22 protein-coding genes and 1 pseudogene are annotated in these 26,946 nt (G+C 41.5%); 15 read left to right on the top strand and 8 right to left on the bottom strand.

Translation table 11 applies throughout. From position 1 onward, the window contains the following. Positions 1-14: 14 nt before the first annotated feature. From V7K98_RS15095 to V7K98_RS15080, 4 genes are all read right to left on the bottom strand, one after another. Entirely contained in the window at positions 15-800 is a 786-nt protein-coding gene (locus V7K98_RS15095) for a DUF5331 domain-containing protein (protein WP_335023123.1), read from the bottom strand. Positions 801-832: 32 nt separating this feature from the next. Then, on the bottom strand, positions 833-1,699 hold the full coding sequence (bchL, locus tag V7K98_RS15090) for a ferredoxin:protochlorophyllide reductase (ATP-dependent) iron-sulfur ATP-binding protein (RefSeq protein WP_334861642.1): 867 nt from the start codon (positions 1,697-1,699) through the stop codon (positions 833-835). 647 nt (positions 1,700-2,346) lie between these two features. Next, on the bottom strand, positions 2,347-2,601 hold the full coding sequence (locus V7K98_RS15085; protein WP_335023121.1) for a TIGR02450 family Trp-rich protein: 255 nt from the start codon (positions 2,599-2,601) through the stop codon (positions 2,347-2,349). Positions 2,602-2,687: 86 nt separating this feature from the next. Beyond that, complete coding sequence (locus tag V7K98_RS15080) at positions 2,688-3,062, bottom strand: hypothetical protein (RefSeq protein WP_335023119.1); 375 nt, start codon at positions 3,060-3,062, stop codon at positions 2,688-2,690. A 267-nt stretch (positions 3,063-3,329) separates the two neighbouring features. On the opposite strand from V7K98_RS15080, the gene clpB reads away from it, so the two are divergent. Further along, positions 3,330-5,948 (top strand): ATP-dependent chaperone ClpB, encoded by a 2,619-nt coding sequence (gene clpB, locus V7K98_RS15075; protein ID WP_335023117.1) that lies wholly within the window; start codon positions 3,330-3,332, stop codon positions 5,946-5,948. Between the two features lie 249 nt (positions 5,949-6,197). Here the strand turns inward: clpB and V7K98_RS15070 are convergent, their stop codons facing one another. Together V7K98_RS15070 and V7K98_RS15065 are read right to left on the bottom strand one after the other, a co-directional pair. Further along, entirely contained in the window at positions 6,198-6,752 is a 555-nt protein-coding gene (locus V7K98_RS15070; RefSeq protein WP_335023433.1) for an SRPBCC family protein, read from the bottom strand. Positions 6,753-6,977: 225 nt separating this feature from the next. Next, on the bottom strand, positions 6,978-7,142 hold the full coding sequence (locus tag V7K98_RS15065) for a hypothetical protein (protein WP_335023115.1): 165 nt from the start codon (positions 7,140-7,142) through the stop codon (positions 6,978-6,980). A gap of 108 nt (positions 7,143-7,250) precedes the next feature. On the opposite strand from V7K98_RS15065, the gene V7K98_RS15060 reads away from it, so the two are divergent. The 4 genes from V7K98_RS15060 to lpxD all read left to right on the top strand — a co-directional run bounded on the left by V7K98_RS15060 (position 7,251) and on the right by lpxD (position 10,307). Next, positions 7,251-7,445, top strand: a complete 195-nt coding sequence (locus tag V7K98_RS15060; protein ID WP_322641475.1) for a hypothetical protein — start codon at positions 7,251-7,253, stop codon at positions 7,443-7,445. Positions 7,446-7,586: 141 nt separating this feature from the next. Beyond that, positions 7,587-7,751, top strand: coding sequence for a rubredoxin (rd, locus tag V7K98_RS15055; RefSeq protein WP_335023112.1), 165 nt, complete (start codon positions 7,587-7,589; stop codon positions 7,749-7,751). Between the two features lie 49 nt (positions 7,752-7,800). Further along, the gene (locus V7K98_RS15050; RefSeq protein ID WP_335023110.1) at positions 7,801-9,042 is read left to right on the top strand and encodes an NAD(P)/FAD-dependent oxidoreductase; all 1,242 of its coding nucleotides are present in this window, start codon (positions 7,801-7,803) and stop codon (positions 9,040-9,042) included. 212 nt (positions 9,043-9,254) lie between these two features. After that, a complete protein-coding gene (gene lpxD, locus V7K98_RS15045; RefSeq protein WP_335023108.1) occupies positions 9,255-10,307 on the top strand; it encodes a UDP-3-O-(3-hydroxymyristoyl)glucosamine N-acyltransferase in 1,053 nt (350 codons plus the stop codon). Positions 10,308-10,660: 353 nt separating this feature from the next. On the opposite strand, the gene V7K98_RS15040 is transcribed toward lpxD, so the two are convergent. Further along, a complete protein-coding gene (locus V7K98_RS15040) occupies positions 10,661-16,051 on the bottom strand; it encodes a trifunctional serine/threonine-protein kinase/ATP-binding protein/sensor histidine kinase (RefSeq protein ID WP_335023106.1) in 5,391 nt (1,796 codons plus the stop codon). Between the two features lie 311 nt (positions 16,052-16,362). Here V7K98_RS15040 and V7K98_RS15035 point away from each other — a divergent pair, with 311 nt between their 5' ends. The 3 genes from V7K98_RS15035 (at position 16,363) to V7K98_RS15025 (ending at position 18,991) form a co-directional block, all read left to right on the top strand. Then, complete coding sequence (locus V7K98_RS15035; protein ID WP_335023104.1) at positions 16,363-16,506, top strand: hypothetical protein; 144 nt, start codon at positions 16,363-16,365, stop codon at positions 16,504-16,506. A 611-nt stretch (positions 16,507-17,117) separates the two neighbouring features. After that, positions 17,118-17,315: a hypothetical protein gene (locus V7K98_RS15030; protein ID WP_335023102.1), complete on the top strand. Its 198-nt coding sequence runs from the start codon at positions 17,118-17,120 to the stop codon at positions 17,313-17,315. Between the two features lie 20 nt (positions 17,316-17,335). After that, positions 17,336-18,991, top strand: coding sequence for a PRC-barrel domain-containing protein (locus V7K98_RS15025; protein WP_335023100.1), 1,656 nt, complete (start codon positions 17,336-17,338; stop codon positions 18,989-18,991). A gap of 322 nt (positions 18,992-19,313) precedes the next feature. On the opposite strand, the gene V7K98_RS15020 is transcribed toward V7K98_RS15025, so the two are convergent. Continuing rightward, on the bottom strand, positions 19,314-20,225 hold the full coding sequence (locus tag V7K98_RS15020; RefSeq protein WP_335023096.1) for a CoB--CoM heterodisulfide reductase iron-sulfur subunit B family protein: 912 nt from the start codon (positions 20,223-20,225) through the stop codon (positions 19,314-19,316). A 422-nt stretch (positions 20,226-20,647) separates the two neighbouring features. On the opposite strand from V7K98_RS15020, the gene acpP reads away from it, so the two are divergent. From acpP to V7K98_RS14985, 7 genes and pseudogenes are all read left to right on the top strand, one after another. Further along, on the top strand, positions 20,648-20,902 hold the full coding sequence (acpP, locus tag V7K98_RS15015) for an acyl carrier protein (RefSeq protein ID WP_335023094.1): 255 nt from the start codon (positions 20,648-20,650) through the stop codon (positions 20,900-20,902). Between the two features lie 266 nt (positions 20,903-21,168). After that, on the top strand, positions 21,169-22,419 hold the full coding sequence (fabF, locus tag V7K98_RS15010) for a beta-ketoacyl-ACP synthase II (protein ID WP_335023092.1): 1,251 nt from the start codon (positions 21,169-21,171) through the stop codon (positions 22,417-22,419). A 330-nt stretch (positions 22,420-22,749) separates the two neighbouring features. Continuing rightward, positions 22,750-24,777 (top strand): transketolase, encoded by a 2,028-nt coding sequence (tkt, locus tag V7K98_RS15005; RefSeq protein WP_335023090.1) that lies wholly within the window; start codon positions 22,750-22,752, stop codon positions 24,775-24,777. 144 nt (positions 24,778-24,921) lie between these two features. Beyond that, on the top strand, positions 24,922-25,215 hold the full coding sequence (locus tag V7K98_RS15000) for a hypothetical protein (RefSeq protein ID WP_335023432.1): 294 nt from the start codon (positions 24,922-24,924) through the stop codon (positions 25,213-25,215). 12 nt (positions 25,216-25,227) lie between these two features. After that, on the top strand, positions 25,228-25,794 hold the full coding sequence (locus tag V7K98_RS14995; protein ID WP_335023088.1) for a hypothetical protein: 567 nt from the start codon (positions 25,228-25,230) through the stop codon (positions 25,792-25,794). 22 nt (positions 25,795-25,816) lie between these two features. Continuing rightward, positions 25,817-26,021, top strand: a pseudogene (locus V7K98_RS14990) (hypothetical protein); the annotation flags it as partial. Between the two features lie 298 nt (positions 26,022-26,319). Continuing rightward, positions 26,320-26,898, top strand: a complete 579-nt coding sequence (locus V7K98_RS14985) for a PEP-CTERM sorting domain-containing protein (RefSeq protein WP_335023086.1) — start codon at positions 26,320-26,322, stop codon at positions 26,896-26,898. Positions 26,899-26,946: the final 48 nt, after the last annotated feature.

Below are 26,946 nucleotides of genomic sequence, written 5' to 3'. Positions count from 1 at the left end.
AAGAACGGCAATAATTAAGCGTTGGGGAAGAGACGGGCAATTTCTGATTCATCAAAAACGCCTGCTGGCAGTTCTTCCCCTAAAAAATCGTTACTTTCTTCAGCCTTTTGCAAAGCTGTTTCATCACCCCAGACATCTGATAACACGTCTTTAAACGCATTCTCATCTATTGGGCTATCTTCAAGCGCTTCTTCATCCAGCTTTACTTCCGTTGCAGCTGTTGTATCAAAAGCAATTTCCCCAAACTCATCTGCTTCTAAACCAGAGCTTTCGAGAGACTCATCTTTTGAAGCGTGTCCGTTGGTTAAGGAAATATCGCCAAAGTCATTTTCGATTTCTTCCAACTCACTGATTTCCAGGCTTTCATCCTCAGAATCCAGGATTGCGAATTCTTGAACTACCGCCACCGCCGCAAAGCCATTGGTATGAGCATGTGTCAATGTTTCATCTTCAGGCTTTTCGTCAATGATATCTGCTGCTTCTTCTACGTATTTCTCTACATCTGGGTTGATAGCGAAGCGATTACCGAGAGCGAAATCTGGGTCAAAATGCAAATCCAGCACCTCAATCAGGGTATCGGCATCAGGATTAAGTTTGGCAAAGGGCAACATTAACTGCGCTAGCTTTGGCTCTAGGGCGTTAAGAACTCCCAGGATGAGGTAAGAAGGTGGCCGCTTCCCGCCATCAGGGGTGTACACTGATTCCACTTCCATGTGCAGGGTAATCCAGTCTCGATTATTCTGGAAAAATTGCAACCACTTTTGCTTTATCGAATCCGTAAAACTGTGAAAGAAAGCCATATTATTGTCCCCCATCCTGAGAACTTGGTGATTTATACAATCATCAAGTCTAGTTCCTCTTGTGAATTAGGAACCTGGGGTTTACCCGGATTTAGATAAAAATCGGATAACAAAGAGAACAACTCCCGATCTGGTGTGTCGTTAGGTACAACACCTTCGGGACGCGCTAGAATTTGGTCGGCGATGCTGAGATAGTAGTCGCAAACGTAGTCTAGGGAAGGATCTTGCTCTGCCATCTCAAACAAAGTCTTGCCTTTCACACGGGAAACACGGATATCTTCAATCAAAGGTAAAACTTCCAAAACTGGCATGGGCACAGCTTCTATATATTTTTCAATCAAGTCGCGCTTGGAGGTGCGATTGCCAATTAACCCTGCCAAACGTAGTGGGTGAGTCCGGGCTTTTTCGCGGACTGAAGCGGCGATCCGATTGGCAGCAAACAAAGCATCAAAGCCGTTGTCTGTAACGATCAGGCAGTAATCTGCATAGTTGAGTGGTGCTGCAAAACCACCACAAACTACGTCACCCAGAACGTCAAAAAGAATTATATCGTACTCATCAAAGGCGTTGAGTTCTTTAAGTAATTTTACGGTTTCACCGACTACGTAGCCGCCACACCCAGCACCCGCAGGTGGGCCACCGGCTTCTACGCAATCCACACCGCCGTAGCCTTTATAAATTACATCTTCAGGCCAGACATCTTCGTAGTGATAATCCTTTTCTTGGAGGGTGTCGATAATTGTGGGAATCAAAAACCCAGTCAGGGTAAAGGTGCTGTCATGTTTTGGATCGCAGCCAATTTGCAGCACTTTCTTGCCACGTTTAGCTAGGGCGACGGATATATTACAGCTAGTTGTGGATTTACCGATACCACCTTTTCCGTAGACTGCTAGTTTCACTGTTGTTTCCCTCTTATAGCTTTTTTTCAAACTTGTGGCTCAAACATTTGCCTTCACCTTTCCTGAGATGGCGATGCGTGAGGTCTGTTGATGTCATTATTGGGCAAATTACATAGAAAAGAAAGTGGCCCTTAATTTATAAAACGGTTTTATCGGGTGAATTAGAACTTAATTATGTTTATTTTGGCTTTTATTACCTTAAAAGTCATATTTAGACCTAAAAGTTATCTATAAACAGTTTTTATTACTTACCTTTATAAAAAGAGTTACAAAAGACAAAAAGTTTAGATTGGCTTTTTTGAATGGTTTTCATAGAATTAGGTGATGTTCTTCCAACCTGTTTTCAGGGGATTGGGGCGCAGTGGTAAGGGTAAAGAGAGTATATCTAGCCTGATGCTGGAAATAGTAATGGAATTTGCGTTAGCGTAGCTCACCGAAGGTATCGCAGATAATCTGGCAGTTTTTAATCTGTAGAGAGAACCACTTAATTGCTGCTTGAGAGTGAGTTAGTGTGATTTTGTAAAATATTATTAAATTACTAAATATTCTCTAAGATTATTAAAATCTTTCGGCTGCGCTAGTGAAGGAGGCGGAGCCTCTTAATGGGTATTCCCAGTCTCTGACTGGGAACGAGTGAACGAGGAAAATCAGGACACCTCAGTTTGAATTTCGTAGATTTCCTGTAATGTTTGCCAGCCAGCTTGCCACTGGGAGTTATCTTGTAATAATTTGGCATTTATCCAAAAACGGACTTTAGGATCGCAAGCGGCAACCATTTCGGCATAAACCCACTTAGTCTGATTTTTCCGATTGACAACTTGGAAGTGTCTCCAACCATCAACTTTCTGCTGTGCCGTCCACTTAGAACCAACTAGGTAAGGAAATTTTTGTTTTTTAGTCATTTATTATTTATTGGGCATTGGGCATTGGGCATTGGGCATTACTTATTTCTCCCTCATCCCCCTCATCCCCCTCATCTCCCTCACTGCTAAGATGTCACTAAATCACCGTTACGGGTAAACTTCTGGCAATCCAACTCATTATCTTGCTGGACGCATAGCGAAAACCATCTGATATGGCTCCAGCAGGTGTTGATGTTGTTGGTGATTTTGCGCTTTTTCTTAGAAAGGCGTTGTCTTACAACTTCATTAGGGCAAAGAATTTCTAACGTACCTGTACCATCTTCGTCATTGACGATGTGAAATAGACAGTTTTGCAAGATCGCACGGCTGCTGCTGTCGAAGAACCGCTTGAATCGCTGTAGCTTTTCCCCTTCAGTCATTTGGCTGATGGGTTTTATTTTCAAGAAATCCTCATCCTCAAAGTCAAAATCATTAAACTCAAAGTCGTAGGGGTCAATCATTTTCAGCATCCACTAAGGCCCAGCAACGCCCAAAATCCTTTTGATTTAATTCAACTTAAGGTATTGCGTTAAGTGCAATAAACAAGAATCGTATGTACGAAAATCGGAACTAGGGGAAAATACCACTTTTTCAAGACGTGAACACCGATCTAGGCGATCGCGCCACTCTTCTTACAATATCTATGTGAGAACAGAAATTTTATTGACTTGGTGTTCTGGTGGTAGCCTCTGACAAGCTGCTGCACCTCTACGTTCCTGAAAAAGCCTATGCAACCTACTAATCCTAACCAATTTACAGAAAAAGCCTGGGAAGCGATCGCCCATACCCCCGATATTGTTAAACAATATCTACAACAGCAGATTGAAAGCGAACACCTGATGAAAGCGCTGCTAGAACAAGATGGTCTAGCAACTGGTATTCTCACCAAAGCGGGTGTTAACCTCCAAAAACTGCGCGATCGCACCGAACAATTTTTTCAACGTCAGCCGAAAGTATCGGGTAATAGTACCTCAGTATACTTGGGACGCAGTTTAGATACACTGCTAGATCGAGCAGACGTGTATCGGAAGGAGTTTCAAGACGAATATATTTCAATTGAACACTTATTGCTGGGTTATGCCAAAGATGACCGTTTTGGCAAAGCTTTATTCCAAGAATTCGGTTTAGACGAAGGCAAGCTAAAAGATATTATTAAACAAGTTCGGGGGAGCCAAAAAGTGACCGATCAAAATCCAGAAGGCAAATATGAAGCACTGGAAAAATATGGACGTGACCTCACAGAGGCCGCCCGGAAAGGTCAACTCGACCCAGTTATTGGGCGAGATGATGAGATTCGTCGGACTGTGCAAATTCTCTCTCGCCGTACCAAGAATAATCCTGTGCTAATTGGTGAACCGGGTGTTGGTAAAACTGCGATCGCCGAAGGATTAGCACAGCGCATTATTGCAGGTGATGTACCTCAGTCACTCAAAGACTGCAAGTTGATTTCCTTAGATATGGGTGCTTTGATTGCAGGGGCAAAATTCCGGGGTGAATTTGAAGAACGCCTGAAAGCAGTATTGAAAGAAGTTACTGAATCTACCGGCAAGATTATTTTATTTATTGATGAAATTCACACCGTTGTCGGCGCTGGTGCAACCCAAGGCGCGATGGATGCTAGTAACTTATTAAAACCAATGTTGGCGCGGGGTGAATTGCGCTGTATTGGGGCGACAACTCTGGATGAATACCGCAAACATATCGAAAAAGATGCTGCACTAGAAAGACGCTTCCAACAAGTTTATATCGATCAGCCCAGTGTAGAAGATACTATTTCGATTTTGCGTGGGTTGAGAGAACGCTATGAAACCCACCATAGTGTGACGATTTCTGATAGTGCTTTAGTTGCAGCAGCTATATTGTCCAGTCGATATATTAGCGATCGCTTTTTACCTGACAAAGCTATTGATTTAGTAGACGAAGCGGCTGCTAAACTGAAAATGGAGATTACCTCCAAACCAGAAGAACTCGACGAAATCGACCGCAAGATTCTGCAATTGCAAATGGAGCAGTTGTCTCTGCAAAAAGAAAGCGATGCCGCTTCTCGTGAACGTCTAGATAGACTAGAAAAAGAAATTGCGGATTTTCAAGAAGAACAAAGAACGCTAAATACTCAATGGCAGTCTGAAAAAGGTATTATTGACAAAATCTCGTCGGTTAAAAAAGAGATTGAACGCGTTAACTTGGAGATTCAGCAAGCAGAACGTGACTACGAACTTGAAAAGGCTGCAAAGTTAAAATATGGTACATTAACCGATTTGCATCGTCAATTGGAAGCAGTAGAAGCTGAATTGGCAAGCGCTCAAAGAAGTGGTAAATCACTATTACGGGAAGAAGTTACAGAAGGTGATATTGCCGAAATTATTTCTAAATGGACAGGAATTCCCATCAGCAAGTTGGTGGAATCTGAGAAAGAGAAACTGCTGCATTTAGAAGATGAACTACATCACCGTGTCATTGGACAAGAAGAAGCAGTCACAGCTGTAGCCGATGCTATTCAGCGATCGCGCGCTGGACTAGCTGATCCCAATCGTCCCATCGCTAGCTTTATTTTCCTTGGGCCGACAGGTGTGGGTAAAACCGAGTTGGCGAAAGCGCTGGCGGGCTTTATGTTCGATAGCGAAGAAGCGCTGGTACGAATCGATATGTCTGAGTATATGGAGAAACACGCCGTCTCGCGGTTAATCGGTGCGCCTCCAGGATATGTGGGTTACGAAGAAGGGGGACAACTTACAGAAGCGATTCGCCGCCGTCCTTACTCAGTGATTCTCTTCGATGAAATTGAGAAAGCGCACCCCGATGTATTTAATATCTTCCTGCAAATTCTTGATGATGGTCGTGTCACTGATGCCCAAGGTCATAAGGTGGACTTCAAGAACGCTATTATCATCATGACTAGCAATATCGGTTCGCAATATATTCTTGATGTCGCCGGAGATAACGCCCACTACGACGAAATGCGCCGCCGGGTAATGGAGGCGATGCGGAATAGCTTCCGTCCAGAATTCCTCAACCGGATTGACGAAATTATCATCTTCCACGGTTTAGATAAGAAGGAATTGCGGCAGATTGTGCTGTTACAAGTAGAGAGATTGCGCCAAAGATTGTGCGATCGCAAAATATCTCTCAAACTCTCGGATATTGCACTTGACTTTTTAGCAGAAGTAGGGTATGACCCTGTGTATGGGGCACGTCCACTGAAGCGGGCGATTCAGCGCGAGTTAGAAACTCAAATTGCCAAAGCCATCTTGCGCGGTGAATTCAACAATGGCAACACCATCTTTGTAGATGTGCAAAATGAGCGTCTTTCTTTTAGTCGCTTACCCATTGAGGTGTTTAGCAGCTAATTCAGCTACTAGGGATTTCTAAGAAAACAAACCACAGAGGCGCAGAGGGCACGGAGAAATTAAGAGGATAGAGGATTTTTGGATGTTTTTTAATTGTAAGTCCCTTATCTCACGCAAAGACGCTATTAAGCAAATGCGTCTTTGCGTTTTTTGTGAAACTCTTCCCAAATTTACAGTGCTTTTCAAGTCATTGAACTACACTATTCCCAATTCCCAATTCCCAATTCCCAATTCCCAATTCCCAATTACCTACTGCTTACAAATTACTTGTCGCATTTTACGCATATTTGCGGGTAACTCAAAGTTCATTGCTTGTTGAATGAATATTGAGGGAATGGGAATTAGAGGTGTAGCCTGCACAGTATAAGCAAGCAACGTGCCGTTACCGCAATCTTGGAGTTCTAAATAGGCATTAAAATCTTCAAAAGTCCCTTTTTCCATGCGGAATTGGATTTGTTGCCCCAACACCTCTACAACGCTGAGGTAAATTTCGACTTGAGCCGTGAAAAAGAAAAACGCTTTTTGTGCTGCTTGATATAGGCGCTTAACTTCGCCTTTATGTAATATCTCGCTTTTAGTGATATCAGGAAAATATTGCACCCACCGGGGATAATCGGTTAATTGCTGCCAAACTTGCGATCGCACCATCGGCAAATACATCCAAGCTGTTACCGCGCCACCACAGGTTTTGTGCGATCGCGTTTCTACTAAGATTTCACCCTGTACCAGCAACTTTTGCTTATCTTGACTCCAAGCCATATCTGAACCTGCAATAATTGAGTCTGAGATATAAGACGCAGACATCATGATTTTTGTTACTCCTCAACTCATCCACCTAAATAAAGTTGAAACTCCAAGCTATAAAACTTGATTAAGCTCTAACTTATTAAATTTTAGTTCCAGTTTAATACCTATCCTTTCCGGAAAGGTGAGCTTTTGGTAATTATTTCAGTTACTTTACTGTAAAAGCTGTAGTTCTTATCACAATTAACATAATTGATACTTAAGTGGGTTTGATAATAGGAATATTTATAAATCAAAAACTAAGTTCTTAACGGCTAGAATGGCACAAACACGATCTAATATCAAGCACCTTACCAAAGAATTGGGTCTAAAACCCCGTGCTTCACGCAATGCTTTAAAGCATTGCGCTTTTAGGTCGTTGAGGATGTCAACCCAAAGTCTGGATCGCATCTCTTGATTTTTGTGTGTTAATTTTGATGAAACGGAAACTTCATCGTAACTTCATATTTTAATTGTCAATATCAAGTGTAATGTCTGTTGAATTGAGAGGAAAATTAAGTGAGTCAATCTTCTTTAAATCGTAGATTAATCCAGATTTTTGGTATGCTTCTCGGCGTTAGCGTCGCTATCTGGGTACTGAGAGGTTTTGGTATTCTCACTTTTATTCCAGGTGGAATAATTTTGCTACTGTTACTAGGAGCGATCGCGATCGGGCTGATCAGTTACGCCCAAAGAACTTGGTGGCGCTTGTAATCTGATTCCTCATAATCTGGAAAATTTTCCTCAAGGGTATATATTTATTCTCGTTTAAGAATTGTAGCGTGGCTATTATTACTCACCCGTAGAAGTATTTAATAGGGAAGCAATGCCAACAATTTACTAAGGGAAAGGAACATGGCAAAGTATATATGTACCGTTTGCGGCTATGAATACGATCCAGAATTAGGCGATCCAGATAGCGATATAGCGCCGGGAACAGTTTTTGAAGATATACCAGATGATTGGTTATGTCCAACCTGTGGTGCAACAAAAGATGAATTTGAACTAGTTGAAGAGTAAAGATAACAGCTAGCCTAGTAAAGTACGTGCTATTGAGAAATTTTAGAACTTGCTACCGTTACGAATTGTAGTTATTGGGGGTGGGGCTGCGGGATTTTTTGGCGCGATCGCTTGTGCTAAAGCCAATCCTGATGCCGAAGTTACTTTACTCGAAGCCAGTCGTCAACCACTGGCGAAAGTCCTAATTTCTGGTGGTGGACGCTGCAACGTGACTCACGCTTGCTTTGAGCCGGAAGAGTTAGTCCAAAATTACCCCAGAGGTGCAAAAGCTTTGCGGGGTGCTTTGACTCGCTTTGGCCCTCAAGATACAGTAGCTTGGTTTGCTGCTGGTGGAGTCTATCTCAAAACTGAAGCTGATGGCCGGATGTTTCCTGTCACCAACACTTCAGAAACCATTGTGGAATGTCTAATTAAATCGGTGGCGAAATCTGGGGTAAAACTCCGTATAGGTACACACGTAACTTCGGTGACAACCTCAGCAGATGGGGGTTTTGATGTTCTTCTGAAGTCGGGAGAGACGATTAAATGCGATCGCCTACTTCTTGCCACAGGTAGCAGCATTGTGGGTTATAAAATTGTCCAAGAGTTAGGACATCAAATTGAACCGCCAGTACCCTCGTTATTTACCTTCAATATTGCCGATCCGCAATTGCGGGCTTTAGCTGGAGTTAGCGTTAACCCTGCCCAATTGCGGCTATCTGCGGGCGGAAAATCCCAATTACAACAAATTGGGCCATTGCTAATTACCCACTGGGGTTTGAGTGGCCCGGCTGTTTTGAAGCTTTCTGCTTGGGGTGCGAGAGTTCTACACGAAAGCCGCTATCAAGCCAAGTTATCGATTAATTGGCTGCCCCTGATGGAACAAGAAGAAGTGCGAGAAAAAGTTTTAGCAGTTAAAGATGAGTGGGGTAAGAAAGCGATCGCATTGCATCGCGGCGTTGAACTCCCACATCGTCTCTGGCAATATATCATTACCCGTGCAGGCATCGCTACAGATGACCGTTGGGCAGAAATATCTAGTAAAACCTTAAATCAACTGATACAAGAACTGACTCAGGGACAATACTTAATCAACGGCAAAGGAGCCTTTAAAGAAGAATTTGTGACCTGTGGCGGCGTTAAGCTAAAAGAAGTCAACTTCAAGACAATGGAAAGTAGATTAATTCCTGGTCTTTATTTTGCCGGAGAAATCTTAGATATTGATGGCGTTACCGGTGGGTTTAACTTCCAAAGTGCTTGGACAACTGGGTATTTAGCAGGGATAGCAATGGCGACTAGTCAGACAGCTTAAGAGAGTTAGTAGTAAGCACTTTAGTGCTTAAAAAATCAGGACTAAAGTCCTTACTACGAACTTATCAAAAATAATGTAGCCAATAAGATCCCCGACTTCTCAAAGAAGTCGGGGATCTGAATCCTGTGGATTTTAACTAATTATCTAGCTAGTACAAAGCGACAAAAATAAAGCTACCATCCTTTGTAGATCAATTTTGAACACACCCAACAATGAAATTTAGCGAAATTCTCCGCCAATTTGGTGATGCCGTCACTAATCATAGCCTGACTAGCAACCCAGACCATGATCCAGAAATTACAGGGGTAGCAGCCATTGATGAAGCTACCACTGGTACTCTCAGCTATGTAGAAGGGGCAAAATTTGGGTCTTTTGTCAGCAAAACCAATGCTACTGCTTTAATTTTGCCCAAAGACGAAAAATTACAGTTGGTTGCCCAAGAGAGAGGTATTGTCTGGATAGCAGCCTCAGATCCGCGACTATTGTTTGCCAAAGCGATCGCACTTTTTTACCAACCATATCGCCCCATCCCAGAAATTCATCCCACTGCTGTGATTCACGCTACCGCAAAAGTGGGTAACGATGTTTATATTGGCCCCCATGCTGTGATTCAGCAAGGCGTAGAAATTGGCGATCGCGCAATTATTCATCCCAACGTAGTGATTTATCCAGATGCTAAAATTGGCGATCGCACCACCTTACACGCCAACTGTACCATCCATGAACGCACCCGCATCGGTGCAGATTGCGTCATTCACAGTGGTGCTGTCATTGGTGCAGAAGGCTTTGGTTTTGTTCCTACCCGGACTGGTTGGTTCAAAATGGAACAATCGGGCTATACAGTCTTAGAAGATGGCGTGGAAGTTGGCTGCAACACTGGTATTGACCGCCCAGCCGTCGGAGAAACACGGGTAGGTCGCAATACAATAATTGACAGCTTAGTGCAAATAGGTCATGGTTGCAAAATTGGTTCTGGCTGTGCGATCGCAGGTCAGGTTGGTATGGCGGGAGGTGTTCAACTGGGAAATCGCGTGATTTTAGCTGGACAAACAGGAATAGTCAATCAAGTGAAGATAGGAGATGGAGCAATGACATCTGCTCAAACTGGAATTCACAACGATGTTGCACCAGGAGAAGTTGTCTGCGGAACTCCAGCGCTTCCTTACAAACTATATCTCAAGGTATGTGCTGTTTATGGTCGCCTGCCAGATATGTATCAATCACTAAAACAATTGCAACGTAAATCTAAAAATAGCAATGATTAATCAATGAAATTTGAGAATTGGGAATTGGGAATTGGGAATTGGAAATTGGAAATTGGAAAACCCACGCTTTAAAAGCCGTGGGTTTGTAACAAGGACACCGAATTTAAGAGCGCTGTGCCTTTCAAAAAACATCTTTTTTTAAATGGACTGTTGACCCATAACTAAAATTTCTATCACTGTTAAGAGTTTCCAATTTTCAATACTTCTCTACGAGAGGCTGTGCCAACGGCTTCTCTACCAGACGCTATGCGTTAAGCGAAGCTATGCCGTAGCCTTTACGCTCAGTACAAGTACCCCATTCCCCATTCCCCATTCCCAATTCCCAATTCCCTACCCAAAGGGTTTTGTAAATCCTAAATAGGAATGGCGATCGCAAATTGTGTACCTGTGCCAACCTCAGACTCCACAATGATTTTACCACCGTGTTTTTCTACCACAATTTGACGAGCGATCGCTAATCCTAATCCTGTACCTTGACCAACTCCTTTAGTTGTAAATAAATGCTCAAAAATTCTCTCTTTTACCTCTGCTATCATCCCATTACCATTGTCAGAAATCAAAATATTGACATAATTATCTTGTAAAAAAGTCCGAATTGTGATGCGATTAAGGTTAGCCTCAATTTCTTGATAACTGCGTCCCTGGTTTGATTCTTCTAAGGCATCAATGGCATTTGCTAGTAAGTTCATAAACACCTGATTTAGTTGTCCAGAAAAGCATTCAACTTCAGGTAAATTGCCATAGTCTGTAATAACTTCAATTGCTGGACGAGTTTCATTTGCTTTGAGGCGATGCTTCAAAATCAAAATTGTACTATTAATACCTTCATGAATATTGCAAGCAACTTTGTAGTATTGATCTGCCCTAGAAAATGTTCTTAAGCTGGTGCTAATATCACGGATACGATTAATTCCTAATTCCATAGATGCAATCAGCTTCGGCAAATCTTCTTGTATATATTCCAAATCAATCTCATCAATTTTATTTGCAATGATTGGATTAATTTGCTGATATTCTTGTTGATACAAATCAATTAAAGAAAATATGTCTTTGAGGTAATCTAAGGCTGGGGGAATATTTCCAGCAATAAAGCCTACAGGATTATTTATTTCATGGGCAATACCTGCAACTAAATTACCCAATGCTGACATTTTCTCACTTTGGACAAGTTGCAATTGAGCTTTTTGTAAGTCTTGTAATGCTTGCTGCGACTGTTGATAAAGTCGAGCATTTTCTAGAGAAATTGCAGCTTGAGTACAAAGAAAATTAATCACTACTAGGCGATCATTTGTAAATATACCTTTAGTTAAACTGTTTTCTAGATAAATAATTCCAACCAAATGTCCTTGATTAACAATCGGTATACATAAAACACTTTTTGGTTGATATTGCAACATATAATCGCCAATCACACCACTAATTTCAGTTTGGCAATCGTCAATCACCAAGGGTTCTAATATATGTTTAACGTATTGAATAAGCTCTACAGGAACCTCTTGAGAATCATCTAATCGTTGTGAGCTAACAATTGTTGTAAGTTGATTATCGTTAGGATTAATAGAGGCCATCGCTTGAATTTTCCATTCATCTTCATCTGGTAGAATTAGTACACATTTTTTTGCCCCAGCATTTTCTAAGATAATTTTAGTGAGATTAGTAATTAATTCATCTAATTGGATGCTGCGGGAAATAGCTTGAGCCACTTTAATGACAGATACAAAATCTAAAATATCAGAAATACTAGTAGTAGATGTTGATTTGGAAATACTGCTAATGACTGCTATAGTTTCTAGAGAGTTGAAGATAAGCTTTTGTTGTTGCAAAATAGGTTGAAGTAGCTGAGGATAAAGTTTTTCTAAATCATCAGTTTTTGCCTTAGCACCCCATTTTGCATAGCAATAATAAGCTTCTTGCATATATGCCTGAGCTACTTTTTCTTTTCCCAATTCTATGTATAATTTGGCAGCAAGTTCGTTGGCGAGAGCTTCTTCTTGGATATATGAGTTTTCTTTGGCAAAGGAGATGGAGCGATCGTACAATTCTATTGCTTTATTTTTTTGATGCAAAACACGATGCTTTTCTGCCTCAATTAAGTAAAATTTATGTTGATGATTCATTGGGGCATGATGGGCCCATTTTTTTAATTTATTTTGATGGGAAGTGACTTTTTTAAGAATTTGTTTTTGCTCAATAGAGGTTGCTGTTGGATAAAGAGCCAGTTGCGTTAATGCATCATAAAAATAAACAACTGGTACTACTGCCGCCGATGTTACTCCATCTAAATAGGTTATGGCATTAACTGCTGCATCTGAAGCGTCAGCATAATTTTGAAACAGGTAGCAAAGTATTAATTCATTGGCATAGCTAAAGCTTAATCCGGTGCGATCGCCTGATTGTTTTTGTAATGTGCGAATGCTTTGAGCATCATAAACAGAACCTGATAATTCACTAGGATTAGTAGATTCTCCCAACAGATTTTTGATGGCTTGACGAAATGAATTTATGTATACATAAGGTTTTTCTTGTTTAAATTGCCTGTAGACTTCGGCATAATCGCCCATCTTTTTTTCTAACTCAGACAACTCTTCACCGATAAGATACCCATGAAAACTACAAGTATAACTAGCCCATGATGCATATTCAATATCTCCCGTTTCTAAGCCTACTTGATAAGCTTCAATTAACGGTGCAATTGTCTCTTGAGTATGTTGATGCCAGTGATTGACAAATGTTTCAACAATGAAAAAAGTTCTAGCTTTTAATTCCTGAGCATTAAATTTATCTATAACTTGTAATGCTAGTTGGCCAAACTCATAACCTGCCTGAATATTTCCGATAATGCCACATTGAATTAATCCATACCAGGCATAACCAAATGCAGATTCTGCTGCATTACCATACTGCATCGATAAACTAACTTCGCTCAAAATAATTGGTGGTAGTAAATCTGGACGAGCAATATAAGCCGTTGAATTAGTACTAGCCAAAATTCTGATTGCTGCTAATTGTTCGCCCCCAGTCATGTTAGGCAAGTCAATTAAACTTAAAGGAGATTTGCCTAACAATCGTAATGTTATTTTGCCTAAACCAAGTAATGTTTGCGTTTGACTGGCTTGGGGAGAGAGTTTAACACCTAAGAGATTCAGAAGTGCGATCGCAGTCTGAATCGAATTATCAAAGCGACTCTGAGCTAAATAAGATTGGATTTGAATTTCAATAGATTTAACCCGATCTAATAAAACTTTAGCATGGTGTTGTACTTGGAGAGCAAACTCTTCTACCTTGTCAAATTCGCCAGTTAAATAAGCAGCCGCAGCAGCTTCTTCATACAAAGCTAAAGCCAGGGTATATTTTCGTTCCCAACTATCTGTTGCCAATAGCTGAATACCAAAATTAAGATATTCCATTGCCGCAGTATATGCAGTAGATAGTTTCGCTTTTTGTCCAGCCAGCAGATTTAACTGTGCTAATTGATCTCTCTCTGACTGCTTAATAATTAACTTCACACCAATATTTAATTGATTAACAATCTCAAAAATTCTCTCTTCTTGCTTTTCAATAGGTGTGTTGTTTAATAGCAGTTCCCCAATTCGCTGATGAATTACTTGATTATCATCATCTGGGATTAGAGAATAAGCAGCTTGCTGAATGCGATCGTGCAAAAATTTATAAGTGATAGTTTGAGAACTTTTTAGCTCATCTTCTATTTCTTGTCCTATATAGAATTTGTATATTTCACTTCGAGGCAAGATGAATCCCTCTTGCAATGCTTTCCACAAATCTGATGAGGTTTCAAGCTCAGACTGTTCAGAAACAATTGCCAAAGTTCCTAAATCAAATTGATTGCCAATACAAGCTGCAAGTTTCAAAACATTCTGTGTTCCTGCTGGCAGCTTCTGCAATTGCAACGCCATAAATTCGACGACATCATCAGTTAGACTTAAAGCTTTTACTGCTACAATATCACATTGCCAATAACCTAATTTTTCATCAAAAGTAATTAAATTATCTTCATAGATAGCTTTAAGAAATTGTGTACTAAAAAACGGATTACCTTTACTCTTTTGGTAAATGAGTTGAGTTAATGGTTGGGCAACTCCTAGAGAACAACTCAGGGTATCAGCCACCAATTCATTTAAGCTTAACAAACTGAGATTAGCTAATGTAATCGTGTTAATAGTAGTCTTTACTTTCCTGATTTCTTCTAATGTAAAATTCAAAGGATGAGCAGCAAAAACTTCGTTATCACGATAAGCACCAATTAATAATAAATATCCATCAGTTGATTCACTCATCAACAACTGCATTAACTTCAGAGAGGCTGAATCAGCCCACTGCAAATCATCTAAGAATATTACTAAGGGATGTTCCTTAGTTGTGAATAATTCTACAAACTTTTGAAATAATAAATTAAACCGATTCTGCACCGCATTACCTGATAAATTTGGTGCAGGTAATTGTTGACCAATAATTATTTCTAATTCAGGAATAACTTCAATAATTACTTGTCCATTGTCACCAACAGCTTCTAGAATCCTAGTTTTCCAGTGATGTAGTTGTTGGTCACTTTCTGTTAACAACTGCATCATGAGATTACGAAAAGCTTGTACAAAAGCAGAAAAGGGAATATTCCGATTAAATTGGTCAAACTTACCTTTGATAAAATAACCGCGTTGTTTAACAATGGGTTTATGAACCTCATTAACTACAGCAGTTTTACCAATACCAGAAAAACCTGCTACTAACATTAATTCACTGCTTCCTTGAGAAACCCTTTCAAAGGCTGCTAGTAGTTGCTTAACTTCATTTTCTCGACCGTATAGTTTTTCTCGAATGAGGAAGCGATCGCACACATCTCTGCTTGCAATTTTAAAGGTTTCAATCTTATCTGTAAAATTGAGTTGTCCTAGACAATTTTCCAAATCATATTTTAATCCCAATGCACTCTGATAGCGATCTTCAGCATTTTTTGCCATCAGCTTAATCGTAATATTACAGAGAACTTGGGGAACTACTTCTCCATTTTTGAATTTTGAATTTTGAATTTTGAATTGATCCGGTTGTTTGGCAATATGGCAATGCAATAACTCCATTGGATCATCAGTCAAAAATGGCAGTTGTCCCGTCAGCAATTCAAAAAAAGTAACTCCCAGTGCATAGAAATCTGCTCGATAATCAATCCCTCGATTCATCCGCCCAGTTTGTTCTGGTGCGAGATAGGCTAATGTTCCTTCTAGAACATTGGGATTTTTAATTTCCTGGGTTTCTTTGGGTAATAATGAGGCAATACTAAAATCGATGATTTTAACCTGCTTTGTCTCTGGGTGAATGAGAATATTTGCAGGTTTGATGTCTTTGTGGATAATTTGGTGATGGTGCAGGTAGTTGAGGATATCCGCCAGTTGAATGGCAATTTCCAAAAACTCTCTGGATGCTAATGGTTGATTTTGAACATAGTGTCGTAGTGAAGTACCGCCAAAATCTTCCATCACTAATGCATAGCTATTGCGGTAGGTTTCTAAACTATACGGACGAATAATCCCCGGATTATCTAGATTTTTGGCAATGGTATACTGGTTACGAAACTGCAACAGTTCACTGAAGGTTGGATACCCACGCTGTAGCAATTTGACCACAATCCCCAGATGATCTGCTTCTCTTATGCCTCGATAAACCACTGTTCTAGAGCCAGCATAGAGTTTTTCTATTAGTTGATATTGGGGAATTATAGCGATCGCATCCATCTGTACCTACCTTACTGCATAAGTTTCGCAGCAGAAATTTATATGCTTAGTATGCCCTTTGCTTGAGTATTGATAACGGCTAATACATCAATGGCATTCGCTAGCGTAATAAGCAGGTGATTAGAGACGAGTTAGCCCACGTCGTAGGGGCAATTCATGGATTGCCCCTACGACGAATTTGGTTTTTCCAATCATGTTTCAGCAAATGTTTGAATAGCGTATAAGTTGTATAACTTGTGCGAAAAAACTTAATTTTTAATGATACAGGACTCATGTTTGATTTTTGAAATATACGTAGGGGAGCCAGTCGTGTGGGCGAGTTTCCCGACTTGAGCGTTAGCGACACTCCTGCGTCGCGTTGTGTTAGCGACAGCATAACGCACCAAAAGCTTTGGAGTCAGGTGCGTTATGGCTTACGCCTAACACACCCTACTGGCGTGACAAGCCTAAATTAGTGCAATAGAAAATTTTTATAATTACTCTTTAGCACTGAATAAACTAGAAATCTAATGCAACATTTTAAGCTTGTCACGCCACTAGATTAAAAATCTTGAGATTAGTTTGTAGTGAACGCGAACAGCCCTGATTTTAGGACTAAAGGCCTTTCCAAGAAATAAATTATCCATTTGTGGGATGGGCATCTTGCCCGTCCTAATATTGGGACGGGCAAGATGCCCATCCCACAAGAAAATTTGGGATATTTTTTTATTTGGAAGTCCCAAAGTCCTCACTACAAACTTTTAATTATTTACGCCGCTCTACTTAGATTTTTTCATAAATCAAATCGGATTCGTATAGCTTATAAAACATATTAACTAAAATCATTCTTAAACTATTACAATTACAATGTTATTAAGGCTATAAATAAAAATAATTTATTTCCTGAAAAAAATGGGTAATAGGTAGCAAATACATCTACTTTGAGAAACATATTTTTGAGAAATAAACTGTTAAATTGCATATTCCGAAAGGTATATGTGTACGGATAATTAATAATGATATAAACAAAGATGTATGATTTTTATAGCAAGCTTCACGATAAAAAACAATAAATAAGAGGTAAAAAATGCCCAGGCTTGTAGGACAGCGCTCTAATGCTGGAGCAAACATCACCGTTCTCATCACCCTTGTCGCTATCTTTGGGATATTTCTCGAATACTTTGGCGTTATTGATATTGTCCCCGGTTTTGGCAGAGAGGGACGATATTTTCAGCTAAAAATTCAGCCAACCAACGAACAAGTTAATGAACAACCGAATAAATAAAAACTATAAGGAATAGATAAATGCGTAAAGGTAGTGATGTTATCGATAAAGTAGTCGTCACATACGACAATGGGAAGAAAATTGAGCGAATTATAGATTTAATTTTTGATCAAAAACATAATCAACTTTTAGGTTTCCTGGTTGAAGAGAAGGGGCTGTTTCGGGATGCAAAAGTAATTCCCCTGGAAGAAGTGCAAGCGATCGGGTTAGATGCGATCGTTGTTAACTCGAAAAAATCTGTTGTTAAGGCACATCGCGTACCTGCAATTAAAGAGATTCTGCACCAGAATATCATCCTAAAGGGAACGAGAATTCTAACCACTGAGGGACTCGATCTTGGTGGACTAGTTGATTTGTTCTTCGATGAACATAGTGGACTAGTGGAAGGATACGAAGTTTCTGGCGGTGTATTTGCCGATGCTTATTCGGGGCGATCGTTCGTTCCTGCTCCCGAAACGCTGACAATTGGTTACGATGTTGCCTTTGTGCCTCCACAAACTGCTCAGATGATGGAAGAACAGGTCGGTGGTATTCGGGGAGCCGTCCAAGCAACTGAAGATAGCTTGCAAGAATCGGCCCAAATGGCTAACCGCAGACTACAAAAAGCCAGCCAGTCAGCAGGTGAGCATCTACAAAGCTCAGTAGAGAATGTGAACCGCAGGCTACAGTCAGTAAGCGATAATGCAGGTGAGCAACTGCAAGCTGTAACTGATGCAACTAGCAGCAAACTACAAGACCTCAATCGAGATGCATCTGCCTCCCTGACAAACAATCTGGTTGACCCTGCGGAACAAAAAATATATGTGATTGGCAAGCATGTCGAATGGGATGTGCTGACTCCAGACGGTAGTGTACTGCTACTACAGGGGCAGGAAGTCACACTAGTCGAAGCAGAAGCGGCCGATCGCATGAGTATCCTTGATGAACTCTATCGAGCTACGGGTGGCAGTTTGACTGCAAACATTAGCCGCAATTTGAAAGCAGCAACAGAATCTACTAGTAATCAAATTCAGAGCGCAACTCACAGCGTTGTTGCTAACTTGCGTCAATCGGTTGATGGGCTGACAGAATATGTGGCGATTCAGCAGGCAAAAGGGCGTAGAGTCTTGCAAACAGTACGTGCTGACGATGGCTTAATTATTGCGGCATCTGGGCAAATTGTAACTGAATCCGTCCTTGCTCGTGCCCAAGCTTACCGTAAAGAAGCAGAATTACTAAATGCTGCTGGTCTGGCTGTGGTAAGTGCAGTTAGTTCTAGCGCAAATGACACATGGTTAGAAACCAAAGTTCAAGTGCGCGATCGAGCAAGCGTTGCCCAAAAGAACCTCAACACTTTCTGGCAAGCTTTGAAAGATCAGGCAGAAAAGTTACAAGGACGCAGCACACGGGCGCTGAAGAAGCAACGAATTGAACAAGCACTGGGTCGTCCAGTTACCCGCGTCATTCTCGATCCACAAGACAATGTGATTTTGAATGTGGGTGAATTGATTACGCATCGCGCTGTCCGTCAGGCTGAAGAAAGTGGAGTCTTGAATATCTTAGTTAGTTCGGTCTATATTAAGGAGCCAGAAATATCCGATCAAGAACTGCGGGCCCAAGAACATGGAATGGCCGCTCTGGCGCATCACACTAATGGGCGATCGCAAATTGAAGTCAAGTCAATCTCAGTCAATTAATCCTTGAATTTAACAGTATCGTTCACATCCCCCTAAATCCCCCGATAAATTGGGGGACTTTGATTGCGGTTCCCCCCTTTTTTAGCTGCGGTGTACACACAAGTCTGAAATAGCTTACTCATCTGGGTTTGAGCGTTAGTTTTACCCCACCCTAACCCTCCCCTTGCAAAGGGGAGGGAACTAGATTTCCTGTTTCCCCCCTTTCCAAGGGGGGTAATTCGACTTGTGTGTACACCGCAGCCTTTTTAAGGAGGGATCTATCTAACAGTACCTAAAGTCACAGCAAAATACTTTTCAAACAGCCTCTAAGGTATATCTACAACTAAAATCCTAATTTCTCTAGCACTGGCTTGGTGGAAACAACATGCCGTTCTAAACCCAGTTCTTTGGGGCTAACCCCAAGTGCCAAAGCAATCAACTGGGGTAAATGCAATACTGGTAAACCTAACTTTTGCCCAATAACCTTTTCTACCTCTGGCTGACGCGAGTCTAAATTTAAGTGACACAGTGGACAAGGTGTAACTATACAGTCAGCACCAGATGTCAAAGCATCCTGAATATGCATCCCCGCCATTTTGAAAGATTGAGTAGTGGCATAACTAGCGAGAGGCCAACCACAGCATTGTGTCCGCCCTCGGTAATAAATTGGTGTTGCACCCACCGCCCGAAACATATTTTCCATCGCTTCTGGTTGGAACGGATCGTCATAAGGCATGGATTTTTGGGCGCGGAGAAGATAGCAGCCATAAAAAGCCGCACATTTTAATCCACTTAACTTCCGGGTGACACGTTTGGTAATTTCCTCTAAACCGTAATCTGTTACCAAAGCGTAGAGAAGATGTTTAACGTCAGTACTGCCGCGATAAGGCGAACAACCTTCTTTATGGAGCAAGCCATTAACCTGTTCAATGTAAGCAGGGTCAGTTGTCTGACATTCTTTCAGATGTTCGTTAACATGACCAATCACACCTTGACAAGTACTGCAATGAGTAAGTAAGGGCAAATTTAATTCTTCTGCTAAAGCAATATTTCTAGCGTTGACTGTATCTTCTAGCAGTTGGGAATCTTCTTTAAATGTGCCAGAACCGCAGCAAGCAGCTTTTTTAAGTTCAACCAATTCAATACCGAGTGCTTGGGTAAGGGCTTGAGTTGACTGGTAAAGTTCCCGACAGGCCCCTTGAGCAACACAACCGGGAAAGTAAGCGTATTTGAGTTTGAGTGTCTGAGATAGCATAGAGGTATATTTGGGTTAGAGCGATCGCTCTAAACAATAACTGTTTTATCATTCCTTGTTAGCACTAAAGTTCTGATGTTTGACGTTGAGCGACCTTTAACCATCTAGGTTAAAAGCCCCAGCGTCTACATGTTCTGATTGCTAGCAAGGCTGGAAATACCGATCGAGACATTGTAAAAAAAATTAGCAATAATTAGACCACCGAAGCATTTATAGAGCATCGACGATGGCGTAGTCCGCTCCCCTACCCAATTGTTCCTAGAAAATTTACCCTATTATTTTTAGGAATGGGAGGGTTTTTCTAACAGAAAAACCCTTGGTAGTGTACGGGCGATCGCGCTTGACGATAAGATGTATATGCTCAAAACAATGTCTCCCATAAAGAGCAGAACCTAGCAACTGGTTAAGGACTTTTATTATTTATGAGCCAAACGGAACTTTTTGAAAAGGTCAAAAAAATCGTTATCGAACAACTGAGTGTTGAACCCCCTGAGAAAGTCACACCACAGTCCAAGTTTATGGAAGATTTAGGGGCCGATTCCCTGGATACCGTTGAACTCGTGATGGCTTTGGAAGAAGAATTTGATATCGAAATTCCCGACGAAGCTGCCGAGCAGATTATATCGGTTCAAGACGCAGTAGATTACATCAATAGCAAAGTTACCGCATCAGCTTAAAAGAATTTTGAGTTTTCAAAGTTCAGATGGCAATGCCATGCCCCCTCTGGGCGTTTATGGCAAAAACCACTCATTTAACTTTTCACTGAATGCTGAACAGTTAAAAGTTTAAGAGTTAGAGTTTTAGGAGGCAAAAGTTCGGAGTTTTCTCCATCTTTAAGTGCTTCCAAAACTCAGAACTCAGGACGGGCTAAACCCTAGCTATACACTAACAGAACTCAGCACTGTTTAATACCTGCTGCTTTTTCGCCACCTTTAACTGAATCATGACAGATCATACACGTAAACGCGTTGTTGTAACTGGTGTTGGCGCGATTACACCTATAGGTAACACAGCAACAGAATATTGGGATGGATTATTGAGTGGACGCAATGGGATTGACTACATCACATTTTTTGATGCGTCTCGCCATGATTGCCGCATTGCTGGTGAGGTAAAAAACTTCGATCCACATGATTATTTGGAGCGCAAAGATGCCAAGCGCATGGATCGATTTTCCCAATTTGGGGTTTCAGCAGCAAAACAGGCTCTAGCTAACGCGGAGTTAGTTATTAATGAACTGAATGCAGAACAGATAGGTGTCATGATCGGTTCTGGCGTTGGCGGCATTAAGGTATTAGAAGACCAGCAAACTATCTACCTAAACCGTGGGCCTGATCGCTGTAGTCCATTCATGATACCGATGATGATCGCTAATATGGCAGCAGGATTAACGGCAATTCACACGGGTGCTAAAGGGCCAAATTCCTGTCCTGTAACTGCCTGTGCTGCTGGCTCCAATGCTGTAGGCGATGCCTTTCGCTTAATTCAAGGGGGATACGCCCAAGCGATGATTTGCGGCGGAACAGAGGCAGCTGTGACACCATTATCAATGGCTGGTTTTGCCGCCTGCAAAGCCCTCTCTTTTCGCAATGACGATCCGGCTCATGCTTGTCGTCCTTTCGATCGCGATCGCGATGGATTTATCTTGGGTGAAGGTTCAGGAATTTTAATTCTAGAAGAACTACAACACGCCCTAAGTCGCGGCGCTCACATTTATGCTGAAATGATTGGCTATGGTATGACCTGTGACGCATACCATATCACATCCCCCGTCCCTGGCGGACTAGGCGCAGCGAGAGCCATAGAACTGGCGCTCAAAGATGCTAATATCACTCCCGAACAGATTAGCTATATTAATGCCCACGGCACTAGTACCCCGGCGAATGATTCAACTGAAACCTCAGCCATCAAAAAAGCCTTGGGAGAACATGCCTATAAGGTGGCAATTAGCTCCACTAAATCGATGACAGGTCATTTATTAGGCGGTTCTGGAGGTATTGAAGCAGTAGCAACAGTACTGGCGATCGCTAATGACCAAATTCCACCGACAATCAATCTGGAAAATCCCGATCCAGAATGTGACTTAGATTACGTGCCTAATTACAGCCGCGCTCAAAAAGTCGAGGTGGCAATATCCAATTCTTTTGGGTTTGGCGGTCATAATGTCACACTAGCCTTTAAGAAATACGTTTAAAAGAAGTCAGAATTCAGGAGTCAGAATTCAGGAGTCAGGGGGAGATGAGGGGGATGAGGGAGTGAGGGACAAGAATTAATAACCAATGCCCCATTCCCAATGCCCCATACCCCATGCCCAATGCCCAAAGTACCATAAATATCATTCCGATATAACTTAAGCGTTCAGCATGACCCAATTATCAGCTTGATTTATCACCACAAACTCAGGTGATCCCGCTTGTCCATCGACAAGTGGGAATGGGATGATGAGGATACTGTGGGGAATCTAAAATAACCCCAGCAAGAGAAGCTACAAAGAGTGCTAACCCGTCGTTAAAAACAAGAGATTATGACTGTTGCAACCCAATCCCTCAAAGAACTGTCCCTCGAAGAACTTTGTATTAACTCGATCCGTTTCTTGGCTGTTGATGCCGTAGAAAAGGCAAAATCGGGACACCCAGGATTACCAATGGGCGCGGCTCCAATGGCTTTTGTCCTCTGGGATCGCTTTATGAAGTTTAATCCCAAGAATCCCAAATGGTTTAACCGCGATCGCTTTGTCTTGTCTGCCGGTCACGGCTCGATGTTGCTGTATGCCTTACTCTACTTGACAGGCTACGATAGCGTCACCATTGAAGATATCAAGCAATTCCGTCAATGGGGTTCTAGAACTCCCGGACACCCAGAAAACTTTGAAACCCCAGGCGTGGAAGTCACAACTGGCCCCTTGGGTCAAGGAATCGCCAATGGAGTTGGTTTAGCGATCGCTGAAGCACACCTTGCTGCTAAATACAACAAACCCGATACCAAGATTGTTGACCATTACACCTACGTAATTTTAGGTGACGGTTGCAACATGGAAGGGATTTCTGGTGAAGCTGCTTCTTTCGCGGGGCATTTGGGACTAGGCAAGCTAATCGCTTTGTACGACGATAACCACATTTCCATCGATGGTTCCACAGATGTGGCATTCACCGAAGATGTTTCCAAGCGTTTTGAAGCTTACGGTTGGCACGTGCTGCATGTTAAAGATGGTAATACCGATTTAGCAGCGATCGCTAAAGCAATTGAAGAAGCTAAATCTGTCACCGATAAACCATCAATGATTAAGGTGACAACCACCATCGGTTATGGTTCCCCCAATAAACAAAACACTGCTGGTATTCACGGTGCTGCTTTGGGTGGAGACGAAATAGCATTGACTCGGAAAAATTTGGGTTGGGAATACGAGCCCTTCGTAGTTCCACAAGAAGCCCTCAACCACACACGGAAAGCAGTTGAGCGTGGTGCAGGTTACGAAAGCGAATGGAACAAAACATTTGCCGACTACAAAGCTAAGTATGCCCAAGAAGCGGCTGAATTTGAACGCTACATTAGCGGCAAACTACCCGATGGCTGGGATAAAGTACTACCAACCTACACCCCAGAAGACAAAGGATTGCCCACTCGTAAGCACTCAGAAAACTGCCTCAACAAACTAGCAACAGTTTTACCTGAATTGATAGGTGGTTCAGCCGACTTAACCCACTCCAACTTGACCGAAATCAAGGGCAAGGGCGACTTCCAAAAAGGACACTACGAAAACCCCAACATCCACTTTGGTGTGCGGGAACATGCTATGGGCGCAATCTGTAATGGTATAGCGTTGCACACTTCAGGATTAATTCCTTACGGTGCTACCTTCTTGATCTTCACAGACTATATGCGTGCTGCCATCCGCTTATCCGCCCTTTCCCAAGCTGGCTCGATTTGGGTGATGACTCACGATTCCATTGGACAAGGTGAAGATGGCCCCACACACCAACCCATTGAAACTCTAGCTTCCTTGCGAGCTATTCCTAATTTATTAGTGTTTCGTCCCGCAGACGGTAACGAAACCTCCGGCGCTTATAAAATAGCGATCGAAAAGTCGAAGCAAAACGCTCCATCTCTATTGGCGTTCACTCGTCAAAACGTCCCCAACTTGGCAGGTACATCAATTGAGGGCGTAGCGAAAGGTGGATACACCGTGGTAGATAGCGAAGGTACACCTGAAATTATCTTGATTGGTACCGGTTCAGAATTGAGCCTCGCCGTCGGCGCAGCCGAAAAACTTAAAGCTGAAGGTAAAAAAGTTCGTGTCGTCTCGCTACCTTCATGGGAACTGTTTGAAGCACAGGATGCGGCTTATAAAGAATCCGTTCTGCCGAAAGCTGTCACCAAGCGTTTGTCTGTAGAAGCTGCTAGCAGTTTCGGTTGGCACAAATATGTAGGTACTGAAGGCGATTGCGTTAGTATCGATCGCTTTGGTGCTTCGGCTCCAGGTGGTGTTTGTTTAGAGAAGTTTGGTTTTAGCGTTGATAATGTGTTAGCTAAGGCTAAACAATTGTTGGGTTAATAGCAACAAAATATTCTCAAAATTGTGTGAGGTGGGCTGAAAGGCCCACTTTTTTTAACGCAAAGGAACGCTGAGGTAAACGCAGAGGTTCGCTGAGTAAGATTGTTTATAATTGAGGTAATTATTTGATGAATGGAGGGAATGATGCCAGAAGTTGCTAATTATCATCAAGAAGTGAGTAATCGCATATCACCAATCGTTGAAAAGCTAATTAAAGATAATAGTTTATATCAAGTTAAGTTAAACCAACAGGAAATGGTAGAAATGTTAGTAGAACTCTTTGGACAGTTATTACCAGAGGAAATGAGAGCTATAACCGAGCATGAACTGACACGTAGAATTGATAAGATTCTTGTCTTAGAAGCGGTTTCTGGTACGTTAAATGATTTGACCCCAGAGCAAATCAAAATGTACGATGAAGCAGTAAAGCGAAAATAGACAAAGGACAAAGTGGCTTATTTATTAGATACAAATATTGTTATTATGGATAGCCCTTCTTCGCCTCATAAAGATTTACTATTAAGCACTACCTTCTTTGCAGGGATTGCAATTGGAGTTATGAATGCAACTCTAGTTATTCCTTTGATGAAGGAAGTTACTAACCTGAATTTAGCTATCACCGGAGCAAAAGTAGGAGCAATTGTTGTAATTTTAACTGTATTCATTGTTTGGAGTATACAGTGGATTCTTGAAAATGATTTTTATATTGATATATTCTCTTGGTTAGTATTAGCCTTGATCATAGGAACTATAATAGCGCTAATTATTGAAGATAGAATTGGAACTATAATTGCAGCAGGGTTCACATTTGGTATTGTCGCAATGACTGTGACTTTAACTTTAGTTGGTTATGTCACTATTGGTATTTTATCTATTGGTTTTTACCCTAGATGTGTTATTTGGGTAAATTCGCTTGAGGCTATTAGAGTATTCTTGACTACGCTGGCAGTGAAGCTGGTAGTAATTATCTTTTTCTACGGTATTGATATACAGAACATAAAGTCTTATTTGCTTTGATAAGCGATTTCTACGGGTGGCGATGGGTGTGGAATTAGGAATTTGGCAAGGCAGGCCGCTATCAAAATCTAGAATTACCCTGGTTGCGCTGGTGGACAAATGGTAATTTGCTACAAACAGGATGGGAGCGATCGCACACGGGCGGTTTAATTTTAGTTTCTAACGATTATGACTTGCTGCGGGTTAAAGGACTAAGCCTGAAGAATAAGCTATCAACAGATTCTTAACCTCTCTAGTAAGTCTTGCTCCCCTAGATTTTGTTGAACATGCTATGGGCGCAATCTGTAATCGTATAGCATTGTACGCTTCAGGATTAATTCCTTACGGTGCTACCTTCTTGATCTTCACAGCCGCCTTTTTTTATGCGGAGGAGAATTGTTTATAATTTCATTATTCAAATTGTATCTGCGTGTATCCCGAACTTTTGATCTCAGAAAACCAGAAATTCCTGAATTATCTGTGTTTTTATAGTAATTTGAACTATGCAACTTTATTTACCTTCTTTTTTTTCAGGAGATTTATCTGATGAAATTAGTCCAAAAGCTTGGTATTGCTACTGCTAGTGCTGCTATAGGTATCACTAGTATCGGTACATCTTCTGCGGCACAAGCTGTACAATTATTTAATTTTCAGTACTCCTTTCCCAGTTATGAAGCAAATGGTACAGCGATTTCTGCTAGCGGCATCCTCACGACTACTGATTTAGATCCCATAAACAACAATTACACAATCACAGGAATCACTGGTACAAGAAAAGTCGAAGGAATTACTGAGACAATCGTCGGGCTACTCTCTCCAGGTACATACGGAATCAACGATAATCTTTTAAATGCAAGTACCCCGCTATTAACCCAGAACGGTTTTTCTTACCTGGTTTCTGGAAGCGGGGAAGACGGAAATGGCAATGTTAACGTATTTTACAGTAGCTTCAATGAAGGTTATTCAGAGCTTTCAAGCGACGTAGATTATGGCAACTTTAGTGTAAACCCACGTACTGTTCCCGAACCTTACACAGTAGTTGGCTCATTGCTTGCTCTTAGTTTTGGCTGGTGGACAAAGCGAAAACAAACAGTAGCTTCCCAGAAGTATGAGAAAGAATTTTAACCTTAACTGAACTCTATTGTTGTAATTGGGACTTCCAAATAAAAATAT

Source organism: Nostoc sp., assembly GCF_036917435.1.
In the GTDB taxonomy this organism is placed as follows: domain Bacteria; phylum Cyanobacteriota; class Cyanobacteriia; order Cyanobacteriales; family Nostocaceae; genus Nostoc.
The sequence above is the reverse complement of the archived record's forward strand: the minus strand, read 5'-3'. Positions and strand labels throughout refer to the sequence as shown.

Bases quoted from the DNA above. Each gene is read 5' to 3' on its own strand.
- acpP (WP_335023094.1), top strand. From the start codon at position 20,648: ATGAGCCAAACGGAACTTTTTGAAAAGGTCAAAAAAATCGTTATCGAA.
- V7K98_RS15085 (WP_335023121.1), bottom strand. From the start codon at position 2,601: ATGACTAAAAAACAAAAATTTCCTTACCTAGTTGGTTCTAAGTGGACG.
- V7K98_RS15030 (WP_335023102.1), top strand. From the start codon at position 17,118: ATGCCCAGGCTTGTAGGACAGCGCTCTAATGCTGGAGCAAACATCACC.
- V7K98_RS14985 (WP_335023086.1), top strand. From the start codon at position 26,320: ATGAAATTAGTCCAAAAGCTTGGTATTGCTACTGCTAGTGCTGCTATA.
- V7K98_RS15025 (WP_335023100.1), top strand. From the start codon at position 17,336: ATGCGTAAAGGTAGTGATGTTATCGATAAAGTAGTCGTCACATACGAC.
- V7K98_RS15000 (WP_335023432.1), top strand. From the start codon at position 24,922: ATGCCAGAAGTTGCTAATTATCATCAAGAAGTGAGTAATCGCATATCA.
- V7K98_RS15080 (WP_335023119.1), bottom strand. From the start codon at position 3,062: ATGATTGACCCCTACGACTTTGAGTTTAATGATTTTGACTTTGAGGAT.
- rd (WP_335023112.1), top strand. From the start codon at position 7,587: ATGGCAAAGTATATATGTACCGTTTGCGGCTATGAATACGATCCAGAA.
- lpxD (WP_335023108.1), top strand. From the start codon at position 9,255: ATGAAATTTAGCGAAATTCTCCGCCAATTTGGTGATGCCGTCACTAAT.
- fabF (WP_335023092.1), top strand. From the start codon at position 21,169: ATGACAGATCATACACGTAAACGCGTTGTTGTAACTGGTGTTGGCGCG.
- V7K98_RS15095 (WP_335023123.1), bottom strand. From the start codon at position 800: ATGGCTTTCTTTCACAGTTTTACGGATTCGATAAAGCAAAAGTGGTTG.
- V7K98_RS15040 (WP_335023106.1), bottom strand. From the start codon at position 16,051: ATGGATGCGATCGCTATAATTCCCCAATATCAACTAATAGAAAAACTC.
- clpB (WP_335023117.1), top strand. From the start codon at position 3,330: ATGCAACCTACTAATCCTAACCAATTTACAGAAAAAGCCTGGGAAGCG.
- tkt (WP_335023090.1), top strand. From the start codon at position 22,750: ATGACTGTTGCAACCCAATCCCTCAAAGAACTGTCCCTCGAAGAACTT.
- V7K98_RS15070 (WP_335023433.1), bottom strand. From the start codon at position 6,752: ATGTCTGCGTCTTATATCTCAGACTCAATTATTGCAGGTTCAGATATG.
- V7K98_RS15020 (WP_335023096.1), bottom strand. From the start codon at position 20,225: ATGCTATCTCAGACACTCAAACTCAAATACGCTTACTTTCCCGGTTGT.
- V7K98_RS15065 (WP_335023115.1), bottom strand. From the start codon at position 7,142: ATGCGATCCAGACTTTGGGTTGACATCCTCAACGACCTAAAAGCGCAA.